The organism is Agrobacterium sp. SORGH_AS_0440 (assembly GCF_031453135.1).
Taxonomy (GTDB): Bacteria; Pseudomonadota; Alphaproteobacteria; order Rhizobiales; family Rhizobiaceae; genus Agrobacterium; species Agrobacterium pusense.
The window spans coordinates 1,745,408-1,756,801 of the sequence record NZ_JAVIYR010000001.1 but is presented as its reverse complement, the minus strand read 5'-3'; the positions used below and the strand labels follow the sequence as shown (position 1 = coordinate 1,756,801).

The following is an 11,394-nucleotide window of genomic DNA, read 5'->3' as shown; positions in this document are numbered from 1 at the left end:
TGGTCTTCCTCGGCAATCGGTCCTGAGCCGGTGCGGGTGTAGTGGACGAGTTGGAGTTGATAAACTATTTATTCAGATAGATGAGCAAGCATTTCCCATCCTTTTTTCCTACAAGACTGATCGGTCGGACATCATCACCTCCATCGATGGATATCTCTACCGGCAACCCTTGGTTTTCAAAGGACTGAAGTTCCTTTATCAACTCTTCAATGGTTTTCCCTCTATTAGCCCAATCCTTATGATCTGTGTCTTTAACGTTCATTATCAATCCCCTATACGATTCAGATTTGAGTCATAAGTTCCGAGGCGCGTCCCCTTACCTCCGAGGTCCTTAACGGAAGTGGCCATCTTCCAAGCGCCTCCATTATGACCATCCAAATCCCTTGTTATGAGGTTTTGTTGACAAAGTAGCTTGAGGTGCTCGTTAAGAACTACTTTTCTGCGTCGCCCAAAAAAGCTTCGATGCTGACTTCGTGGAGCCTTTGACGCGCTGCTACAGAAATCAGCCTGACGTCGGGATTTTCCTCCACCGCTCTTCCATACCAATATTTTGCGGCATGCAGGTCACCAATCTTCTCATAACACTCTCCCAACCGCTCCCCGAGATATCCGGCATCCAACGACTGGTCGCCATCTGCCATGAAAAGATAAATCTTGATCGCGTCCGCTGCCTTCCCAGTTGCGATCAGGTCTTTCGCTATTCGGTCTAAATGATTGAAGTCATACAAGAATTTTCTCCTTTTTTTGCAACGTGTTACCGTCTTAACTAAGGTGCACAACTCATGAACCAGAGCAAGTGTGGCAACAATATTTATGCGGCGGCCAACACGAGAAAGGCGGCGAAGGATTTTTGGGTTTTATCGTATCGGGTGGCGACACGACGAAATTGCTTCAGCCGGTTGAACAGCCGCTCGATACGATTTCGGTCCATGTAGACTGTGAAGTCACAGGCGGTTGGTCTTTGCCGTTGGCCCTCGGAGGAATAACGGGCCTGACCCCGTGGATCAGCAACTCTTCGCGCAGAGCGTCGCTGCCATAGCCCTTGTTAGCGAGAAACAGCCTCGGCTTGGCAACCGGCATGGCTAATAGATCGGGAACGGTATTGTAATCGAAGCTTCACCGCCTTGTCAGGATGAAGCCGAGAGGGCGTCCCTGACCGTCCGCACGGCGTGGATTTTTGTCGAAAAGCCGCCGCGTGATCGACCGAAAGCCTCCTTATAAGTCCCTCTTTTGCGCCCGCAGCCTGAGAATGGCCGCGAACCGTGGTGCTGTCAATCATATGCTGCCAGTCATCGGTCAAGCCAAATTCGACAAGCGTCTCCAGCAGGACATCCCATACGCCTTGTTCTGCCCAACGGCGGAAGCGCACGTAGACGGAATTCCACTTGCCATACCGCTCATGCATGTCGCGCCAAGGGCACCCGACCCGCGAACATGCAACATTCCGTTGAGATACTGCCGATTATCGTGAGAAGGGCGAGATTTCCTCCCGCGCTCAGTGGGCAGTAGTCCTCCAACAATCCGCCATTCCAAATCCGTCAGATCGCCGCGAGCCAAAATCGCTTCCTAAAAGGCAGTCTTGAATCATGCTCTATGGATAGACCCGCCTCCCTGCGACTTCAAGGTATATGAAGACCACAACCGCATCGAACGAATGTTCAACAGGCTCAGACAGTTCCGACGGATTGCCCCCCGTTACGACAAGACCCGAACTTCCTCGAAGCGTTCCTTTCGCTGGCCGCCGCAAAAATCTGGCTGCCGCACTTCACACAACGCCTTTAGCCCAGCAATGGCTCAAATCGCCTGTAAGCCCACCATCGCCTATCAACCGGAACCTGCGGTCCATCCGATGGTGGAGACGTGAAGACAGTCATTATTGTTTCATAACCAAAATCCGAGATGACCTCCGATGCGACCACCTCCATGCGTTGTCGGTCATCATCGCTGAAATCGTGATCGATCAAGAATTCCAGCACAATCTTGTTGCCGCTCCAGCCGCACGTAACGGCGGCGAGCGTCGATGATACGGCCCCGAGTAAGGCGCGTTGCACACTAAGTCGAAGTCGTATTTCTCGATCAGGTCCGGACATCGAATCCTCCGTTAGGAGCGATCTTATCGCATTATCACTGATAAGTTTGTCAACAGGACCTAGTTCGTCTTCTCATCATACGGCGCGGCCTCGAGTTCATTTGCAGCATTGAGGATCCATACGTCATCTTGATTGTGGTAAAGTAACCACTGTTCAGCGGGGTCATCAGTATTGAGCCACGTCTCTAAGACCCCACCTAAATCAAACTCGAACCGGCATCGCATAGTATCTGGTATGTAAGAGACCGAACGTAAAATTTGGCCGTCGAGAAAATGCGCGGCCCTCGACATCTGAGACTGGTCTGAATTGCTACTCGCCAATAGAGCAGCATTATCTAAAACGTGCCAGCGACAACAATAAATCCACAGATGCCATTCCCCTTGAACTGATATACTTCGCCGCTTTTTCCTCGTGGTGGGCTCTATACGCCGTATACCTGCCCTTCCAAACTCGAAAGTTAGGAAGCTTCCATGCCCCAATCGCACCAGCCAAGCTGGCTCACCTATTATGGGTTGGAAGATATTTTTGAGAAGTTCGCCATTCAAAGTCGCAATACCTCTAATTCAAGTCAAACATGTCGACTGCAATTTGCTTTATCTCGTGAAACGAATAGCCTTGTCCCGTAATCTCGTCGTGCAGCCTTCTGCGCTGGTTTGGGCTTAGTCCTAGCATTCGCACTATATCGTCTACCTGCTTGTTTTGGGCCTGATTGTTTCCAGGTGTCCCCCCTTTGCCAATCGGCGGGCGACTGTGCACTTGCCTGCCCTGACGCGATCAGGCTCGCAAAAAGCGAAATGGCAAAGGTCCGCTTGAAAGCGTCCGTCGACTTAACGGAGGCATTCCGCTCTGCCCGCACGGCGACCGGGGATGTTGCGAAGATTCGAGTGGCCGGCGCAACTGCGAGATAAAAATCAGGAGGGAGTAGCCATCGGAAACCCGGAATGAAAGCAGCAAGTAGCATATTTGGGAGGCCTGCATTTGAAATGAAGTTTGTCGCGGCAATTCCGCCCATGCTTCACTCTGCAGCTATCCTTGCTGTCGATCCCCTACCGGGTGCATAGATCAGTTCATCTGATCCAAGAAGCGTTAAAGTAGTAACTTTCTTTGCGAAACGATAGTCGCAAGTCATTTGCCCAAGGAACCGCGCACGCTGAAAATTCACGTAATAATCAATCTTGCCAACACCATGGCATGGATATTATTTTTCATCCGTAAATTTTAAGCGCGATCCGCCAATCTCCATTCGTGCGTTTTCGCGAGTCAAACAACAACCAGAAGTTATTGCAAGCGTTGGTGTGCAAGACCGGATGGAAACCAAAGTTAAGGGGAAACTAAAATTGTTTCTCAGATGGGATATGAACGGTGGCGAGACAACGCAATTCAATGGCTAGAACCGATAGGTCAGACCGACCACCGGCCCGCTCAGCCTCGAATCAAAAACGTAACCGTCGTCTGAGTAATCCACGTCGAGCACCTTGTAACCTGCCGATACGGACAATGTGTCCGTGAAGATGTAGTTCACCGTCGCGAGCGCAGACCAGGTGAGATCGGATCCCGCGCCAAAGCCGCCGATATCCACCTGCGCCTGAACGGAAAGCTTATCCGTCAAGCCGAAAAAAGCGCGCGCGCCGATGACGGGATCTATCCAGCCAAAACTCTCCGTGTGGGTGGCGGACACGCTGCCGATTAGGGGATGGCTGGCGGTCACCGCCACCTCATTGGAAATATGCCAGAAGCGAGCTCCGGCCAGCGCGTCCAGCGAAAATCCATCTGCGTCAACGATGCGGTACCCGGCCTGTAGCGTCGCCATGAATTCCTGCGTGTCGACATCTGCATCGATTGCAGCGCCGGCCGGCAAGGTTGGTAAACCGGGAATCTGCAGCGCTGGCAGCGGTCCGGCCGCCTTGCTGTCCGTAGTATCGACATACATGATGTCGCCGGAAAGGACGAAGCGGTCATAACGGCCCCAGACGTTAAGAAACCCGCCGAAGTTGAGATCCTCCATCACGTCGGAGAAGGATTTTTCGACATGAAGCGTCGGCGCCCGCTGGAACGGCGAGATGTTGCCGTTCAAACCAGTGGCCCATAGATAACCCGTGGCCTGAAACGCCCAATCGGCTCCATCAACCGTTGCGGGCGCGGCACGAACCCCATCCGCGCCTGAGGCCGCAGTTGCGGAAAAGGCCGTAAATACCGCAAAGACCGATAATTTTAGCAATGCCTTCTCCCCAACTAACGCCCGTAGCTAAACCTATTTGACTCCCGCCAACAAGTCCGATCTTCTATCATACGCTGTATCTTGTACCGAAAGCACCGGAGACGTTTAAATGCGCCCGAAGACCCTGCCGCTTTTCTCTGCCTTCACCGCCGCCATGGTTTCCATCGCCACGCTCACCACGTCAGTTGCGCAAGCCTGCACGCGTTTCGTTTATTTGGGCGAGAATAATCAGGTAATGACGGCCCGTTCGATGGACTGGAAAACCGATGTGGGGACAAATATCTGGGTTTTCCCCCGCGGCATGGACCGTTCCGGTGAGGCCGGTCCGAACTCCATAAAATGGACCTCGAAATATGGCAGCGTCATCGCATCGGGTTATGACATTTCCACAACGGACGGCGTGAACGAGGCGGGCCTGGCGGCCAACGTTCTCTGGCTCGTTGAGTCGAGTTATCCCGTCTATGACGGGAAATCTCCGGGCTTGTCCATCGCAGCATGGGCGCAATATGTGCTCGACAATTTCGCGACCGTGGAGGAAGCGGTGCGTGCGCTCGAGAAAAACCCGTTCACGATCGTGACTGATAATGTCCCCGGCGAAGAGCGTCTGGCGACACTGCATCTATCGCTCTCCGATGGGAGCGGCGACAGTGCGATCGTTGAATATATCGATGGCAAGCAGGTCATCCATCACGGCCGACAGTATCAGGTGATGACCAATTCGCCGACTTTCGACCATCAGCTGGCATTGAACGAATACTGGAAGCAGATTGGCGGCACCGTCATGCTGCCGGGCACGAACCGCGCGTCCGACCGTTTCGCCCGCGCATCCTTTTACGCAAACGCAATACCCAAAAGCGAAAACCCGGTCGAAGCCATCGCAAGCGTATTCAGTGTCATCCGTAACGTCTCCGTTCCTTACGGCATCACGACCCCGGACCAGCCGAACATATCCTCCACCCGCTGGCGCACGGTGATCGATCACAAACGCAAGCTCTATTTCTTCGAGTCCGCGCTGACGCCGAATATTTTCTGGATCGACCTGACGAAGCTCGATCTTTCCAAGGAGACGGGTGCAGTGAAGAAACTCGACCTCGGCGCCAATCAGATCCATATCTATTCCGGCATGGCGAATGACAGCCTGAAGGAGACTCAACCTTTCAAATTTCTGGGGCTTTGAGTCTCATCCTGGCCGCTGCGGTTCCATGGTCGCCGGAGCGTCACGAAAAGCGGTAATGCAATCTCACACAGCCCTTGTCGATTGCTGTTGCACTTATCAGCGTCGGGCTTGCCCGATAACCGGTCAGAGGAAAGAGAGGCTGGCCGGAGCCGAGCATTTCCGGGATCACATATATTTCGATCTCATCCAGCGCGCCGCGCTCCATGAAGGCCATCTGCAGCCGGCCCCCGCCCAGCATCCAGACATCGCCGTCGTCGAGAGCACGCAGCTCCTCGATCAGCGAATCCAGGTCGGCGCGCACTTCAAGCGCGCCTTTCGGCTCCTTGATCGACCGCGACGTGACGACGATGACACGGTGGCCGTCATAGGGCCACGGACCTTGCTCCCCGGCAATGAAATCATAGGTCGCCCGCCCCATGACCACGGTCCTTATCCCCTTCAGGAACAGGCGATAGTCATGCTCGCCGAGGTTCATGTCGTCATACTTGTAGAGCCAGTCAAGAGACCCGTCTCCCGATACGATCAAGCCGTCCAGACTGGCAGCAATATATCCGCGAATGACCGCCATTTCACCCTCCTTGATTTATAAATGAATATACGTTTATAAATATCCTCATGCCAAGACACAAGCTTGTTTCCGATGAAGAGGTGCTTGACGCCCTGCTGCCGCTGATGTTGCAGACAGGGCCTGACGGCCTGACCTTTGCTGCCGCCGCCAAAGCCAGTGGCCTCTCTGCCGCTACGCTGGTACAGCGCTACGGCAACCGCGGAGACCTAGTGGAGTCTGTGCTGATGCGCGCATGGGACAACCTGCTGGCGCAGACGCGGGCAGCGGACGACGAGGAGCCGTTGACGCCGCAGGGCGCGATATCCCTGCTGATGCGGCTTATGCCGGGTGACGCTGCAGAAAAGAACGCCTGCGACGGGCTACTGCTGCTTAGAGAAGATATCCGCAATCCGAAACTCAGGGCGAAAGGTGCCCTCTGGGGCAAGATTCTTGCACAATCGCTGGGGCGCCGGGTCTCGAAAGATGAAGAAACCGAAGCAAGTCTCGGCTGGCAGATGGCTGCCGTCTGGCAGGGCGCGCACACGTGGTGGGCGTTCACCCGCGGTGAAGATGCGGATTCGGCAATTCGAAGAGCGCTTCAGGATTGGGTGGATATGGTGGAACGGGCCGGGCGGTGAACAGAAATCCTCATCGTTGCACCGACTTTTCGCCTTCAGATGGGGCAAAAACGACACGCTGTCCGCAAATAACAAGAAGCACCTGTGATTTATTCAAGCAGAGGTTGACTCCCACCTCCAATCATCTCTAGCAAAGTCTCGCATATTCGCACATTCTAATGCTGGGGGGCATATGGGCAGCGGGCGTAGTTGGTGGAGTGACGTTGCCCGTGGTGCGGCGTCGAGTTTTTACGGGATACTGACGGCGGCTTCGCTTGCCCTGGCGCTCGTTACCGTTTCGGTAACGACCAGCCTCGCTCAATCTGTTTCGATGACGGCCACTCCCGACACGTTCACTCGGGTCGGCGACACCGTCCGCTTTGACTTCGTCATTGACACCGGCTCATACAGTTTAACAACGCTAGATCCCGCTAAGACGTCCATCAAGGAAAGGGACATCTCCTGTAACCCATTCAACAGCCCAACAGGAACCGGAGCGCAGCTTTTCTGCACGGCTACTTATCAAGTGGATGCTATGGATGTCATGTCCGGCCAATTCACGGAACTAGCCTCATTCACCGGCCTCAGACTTGGCGGCATCCCTGTGTCGTTCCAAAGTAATCCGACTGTCGTTCGAGCAGTTGATGGCGGACCCGTTGTCATTTCGGTGACATCGTCGCCAAATCCTTCAATACCCGGACAAGAAGTCGCCGTGACCGCGACGGTCTCCTCGATGGGTTGCAACGCCGGCCAATCACCTTCAGGCAGCGTCAACATTTCCATCGGTTCGCAATCTGCAAATCTCGGCCTGTCGCCGACAGGGCCAGTCAGCCCGGCGTCGTCCGCCACATTTCGTACCACGACCCTTGCGTCCGGCACCTATCAGGTAAACGCATCCTATTCAGGCGGCGGCGGTTGCAGCACGGGTACAGGCTCCGGCTCAAGCCATACGGTGGACACGAATCCAACGGTGACGATCAATCAGGCCGCCACTCAGGCAGATCCGACCTCTCGCTCTCCAATCCTGTTTGATGTTGTTTTTGACAAGCCGATCGTCGGTTTTTCCGCAGCCGACATTCAGCTTTCCGGCACCGCAGGAGCGACCAATGTCGCGATCACGGGCTTGGGCCCAAGTTACCGGGTTGCGGTAACCGGAATGAGCCGCGCCGGAACCGTCACTGCAGCCATTCCGGCCGGAAGCGTGATGACGCCGGCGGGGCTTCCAAACGAAGCGTCCACAAGTTCAGACAACAGTGTGACCTATGACCCGGTAAGAATTACGCCGGTCACGATTTCAAACCCTGTTTATCAGCAGTCCTATGGGCCGATTACCCTCTCCGCGGGTGGTGGCACCGCGCCACACACTTTTGCGGTATCGGCTGGTTCGCTTCCGCCCGGTCTCTCGCTGACAACCAACGGGGAACTCAGCGGCACCCCTACCCGAAGCGGCAATTTCCCATTTACGGTGACCGCAACGGATTCCACGGGCGGTACAGGCTCGCAATCCTATACGCTGGCGATCGCCGCTCCCGTCATCGAAATCAATCCGACCAGTCTTCCCGCGGCAACCTACGATACCGCCTACAGCCAGACACTGACGGCCTCGGGTGGCGCTCTCCCCCTAGTCCTTTCAGTAACCACGGGGACTCTCCCGTATGGCTTGACACTGTCGTCCGCTGGCGTGCTCTCCGGTACGCCGTTAGCAGCAGAGAATACGGCCTTCACCATTACCGCAACGGATGCAAATGGCGAAACAGGTAGCCGGGCCTATTCCATCAACGTCGCCCCCACCGTTCCCGATGCCCCGACAGGCATCTCTGCGACCGCTGGCGATACGCAGGCATCGGTATCGTTTCAGCCTCCGCAGAAAACCGGCGGCACCTCTATTTCGTCCTACATAGTCACCGCAAGCCCGGCGGACGTCATGCCCGTAACGGGACAGAGCAGTCCAATCATTGTTAACGGCCTGACAAACGGCCAAAGCTACACGTTTACGGTGACAGCCGAAAACAGTGTGGGGGCCGGCTCTCCCTCGGCGTCATCAAACAGCGTTACGCCGCGTGCAGCCCAGACAATAACGTTCACCAATCCCGGCACGCAGACATTCGGTACAACGCCCACTCTGACAGCGACAAGCGATTCCGGCCTGACGCCTGTCTTCACATCCAGCACCACAGCCGTCTGCACGGTTACAACGACCGGCATCTTGGCATTTGTATCGACCGGCACGTGCACGATCAACGCGGATCAGCCAGGTAACGACGATTACCTCGCCGCAACGCAGGTCACGCGTAGTTTCACGGTCAACCCAGCGGCGCCCATTGCAAACGATGTTTCGGTCACGATCCTGCCGGATTCGTCCAACAACGTTCTTCCCCTTGACATAACGGGCGGCGCAGCGACCACGGTTAATGTTGCGACTGCACCGGCGCATGGAACGGCGACCGCAACTGGAACCACGATCAGCTACACGCCGGCGCCGGGCTATACCGGCCACGACAGCTTTACCTACACTGCGACCAATGTCAGCGGTCCGTCGGCACCGGCGACGGTCAACATCAATGTGACTGCAACGACGCTGGTTTTCTCGCCCGCTCCCGGACGACTGGCCGATGCTTTTACTGCAGTACCTTACGCGGCCATCATCTCGGTTTCAGGTGGACGTGCACCCTATCAGTACGCAGTCGGCGGCACGCTTCCGAGCGGCTTGAGCTTGAATGCAGCAACGGGCGAAATCGCTGGCGTGCCGACGGCGGAGGGCGTCGCAAGCTTCAGTGTCACGGTGCGAGACGCAGATGATGTAGTAGCGTCGGCGATTTACAACATCGCCGTGCTGGCGCAGGCCCCGGTCGCAACCGACAGCGCAGTGACCGTGGCTGCTGACAGTACCGGTAACTCTGTCCCGCTAAACCTTTCCGGAGGCCGGGTCGACACGCTGGTCCTCGTCGCTGGCCCGTCACACGGCACGGCAACGGTGGCCGGAACCAGTCTCACCTACAGTCCCGCAAGCGGCTACTCCGGTACCGACAGCATCACCTATACCGTCAGCAATTCGTCGGGCAGTTCCACCGCCACCATTACCTTGACGGTAACGCCACCTCCCGGCGCGCTTTCACTCTCGCCCGCCGGCGGTGCACTGAAAGATGCGATGGCGGGTGAAGCCTACAGCCAGACCATAACTGCCTCTGGCGGCACCGCGCCGCTCATCTACGGTCTCACCGGCGGAACGTTGCCACGTGGAATGGTGCTCAACGTGTCGACAGGCGAACTGACCGGGCCGCTCGAAACCGAGACAGAAGGGGATTACACCTTTACCATCCAGGTGCGGGATGCGCGCGGAAGCACGCTTTCTGTTGGCTATACGCTGAAGGTGACCCCACGTGAAGTGAGTGTCGAAGATCAGCTGATCGAGGTGAAAGACGGGGCACCGAAAAATGTCAATCTCACCGCAAAAGCCACGGGAGGCCCATTCACGGGCGCCGATCTGACGTACGTGACTCCACAAGGTGCCGGGCAGGCGTCTATCGTATATGGCGAGTTCGCGCAGGCTGGCCCGGTCCAGTCGACGGGGTTGTACCTGAAATTCGTACCGAACCCTGCGTTTAAGGGCGCCGCGAGGGTCGGCTTCCGTTTGAAAACCGCAACAGGAGTGTCAAACGAGGCGACAATCACGTACGATATCAAGACATATAACGAGGATGCGGTCGAACGAGAGATAGACCGCCTCGTGCACGGTTTCGTCAGCACAAGACAGAATCTTCTTGCTTCAACCATCAAGGTTCCGGGCCTTCTGGAACGCCGGCAGATGGCCAGTGCAACGGAGGCCGTGACCTCCCGCGCAACACCGTCCGGTGAAGGGATGGTCCTCGGCTTTTCCACCAGCCTCGCCCAGATTGAAGCTGCCCGCGAAAGGTCCGATGGAGTGACGGAGAGCGAACTGCCAGCCTTCAACATCTGGCTGGACGGTACGTTTCTCGTTCACAATCGTGATGAATCGGGTAGCAAATGGGGCAGTTTCGCCATGGTCTCGGCCGGCGTGGACTATCTGCTTTCCGACAAAGCTCTGCTGGGCTTCTCGTTTCACTTCGACCGGATGACCGACCCCACCGACGGTGACAATGAACTGACCGGCAACGGCTGGCTCCTAGGCCCGAACGCATCGCTCGAAATCGCTAAGGGAATTTTCTGGAACAGTAGCCTTCTTTATGGAGGGTCCGCAAATGACATCGATACGCCCTTCTGGGACGGGTCGTTCGATACCACACGCTGGCTGTTCGACACGTCGATTTCCGGTCGATGGGATATTGATGACGTTACGACTTTCACGCCGAAACTTCGTGGCGTCTATTTTTCCGAGACAGTTGATGATTACGCCGTGGGGAATGATGCTGGCGACAGGATAGACTTGGAAGGTTTCCGCGAAGAACAGCTCCGCGTTAGCCTCGGCGCGGAGGTGGCCCGTCAGATTGCGCTTGAGAACGGCTCGATCGTCACACCGAGATTCGGGGGTACTGTCGGCGTCTCAAGTCTTGACGGATCTGGCGCATTTGGCTCCCTCGCGACGGGTGTTTCCATGGAGACGGCGGAAAACTGGTCGCTTGATGCAGCACTCCTTTTCAACATCGGGGGCGATGGGGAAACCTCGGCAGGCGCGAAACTCGGCGTCAGCAAGAAATTCTAGGCGCAAAGGCAAGTAAACCGAAGCGCCGTCCCGTTGGCTGGCCTGCCTCACCACCGCGGCGGCA

The 11,394-nt window shown here is 56.1% G+C and carries 9 protein-coding genes and 1 pseudogene; 3 read left to right on the top strand and 7 right to left on the bottom strand.

Annotated features, from left to right (window positions below):
* Positions 1-64: 64 nt before the first annotated feature.
* The 6 genes and pseudogenes from QE453_RS07980 to QE453_RS07960 all read right to left on the bottom strand — a co-directional run bounded on the left by QE453_RS07980 (position 65) and on the right by QE453_RS07960 (position 4,308).
* Complete coding sequence (locus QE453_RS07980) at positions 65-262, bottom strand: hypothetical protein (RefSeq protein ID WP_044459931.1); 198 nt, start codon at positions 260-262, stop codon at positions 65-67.
* A 2-nt stretch (positions 263-264) separates the two neighbouring features.
* Positions 265-546 (bottom strand): toxin C-terminal domain-containing protein, encoded by a 282-nt coding sequence (locus QE453_RS25240; protein ID WP_267900251.1) that lies wholly within the window; start codon positions 544-546, stop codon positions 265-267.
* Positions 432-728, bottom strand: a complete 297-nt coding sequence (locus tag QE453_RS07975; RefSeq protein ID WP_135856313.1) for a hypothetical protein — start codon at positions 726-728, stop codon at positions 432-434. The genes QE453_RS25240 and QE453_RS07975 overlap by 115 nt, the downstream gene beginning before the upstream one ends.
* Before the next feature lie 83 nt (positions 729-811).
* A pseudogene (locus tag QE453_RS25235) lies at positions 812-934 on the bottom strand (IS5/IS1182 family transposase); the annotation flags it as partial.
* A gap of 111 nt (positions 935-1,045) precedes the next feature.
* The gene (locus tag QE453_RS07970) at positions 1,046-1,405 is read right to left on the bottom strand and encodes a hypothetical protein (protein WP_234882092.1); all 360 of its coding nucleotides are present in this window, start codon (positions 1,403-1,405) and stop codon (positions 1,046-1,048) included.
* 2,072 nt (positions 1,406-3,477) lie between these two features.
* The gene (locus QE453_RS07960; protein ID WP_135856317.1) at positions 3,478-4,308 is read right to left on the bottom strand and encodes a hypothetical protein; all 831 of its coding nucleotides are present in this window, start codon (positions 4,306-4,308) and stop codon (positions 3,478-3,480) included.
* Positions 4,309-4,417: 109 nt separating this feature from the next.
* Here QE453_RS07960 and QE453_RS07955 point away from each other — a divergent pair, with 109 nt between their 5' ends.
* Positions 4,418-5,485, top strand: a complete 1,068-nt coding sequence (locus QE453_RS07955) for a linear amide C-N hydrolase (protein ID WP_135856318.1) — start codon at positions 4,418-4,420, stop codon at positions 5,483-5,485.
* A gap of 40 nt (positions 5,486-5,525) precedes the next feature.
* On the opposite strand, the gene QE453_RS07950 is transcribed toward QE453_RS07955, so the two are convergent.
* A complete protein-coding gene (locus QE453_RS07950; protein ID WP_309776689.1) occupies positions 5,526-6,053 on the bottom strand; it encodes a dihydrofolate reductase family protein in 528 nt (175 codons plus the stop codon).
* Between the two features lie 47 nt (positions 6,054-6,100).
* Between QE453_RS07950 and QE453_RS07945 the strand changes: the two genes are divergently transcribed.
* Both QE453_RS07945 and QE453_RS07940 read left to right on the top strand, forming a co-directional pair.
* Positions 6,101-6,670: a TetR/AcrR family transcriptional regulator gene (locus QE453_RS07945; protein WP_309776686.1), complete on the top strand. Its 570-nt coding sequence runs from the start codon at positions 6,101-6,103 to the stop codon at positions 6,668-6,670.
* A gap of 172 nt (positions 6,671-6,842) precedes the next feature.
* Positions 6,843-11,330: a putative Ig domain-containing protein gene (locus tag QE453_RS07940; RefSeq protein ID WP_309776684.1), complete on the top strand. Its 4,488-nt coding sequence runs from the start codon at positions 6,843-6,845 to the stop codon at positions 11,328-11,330.
* The last annotated feature ends 64 nt before the right edge of the window (positions 11,331-11,394 follow it).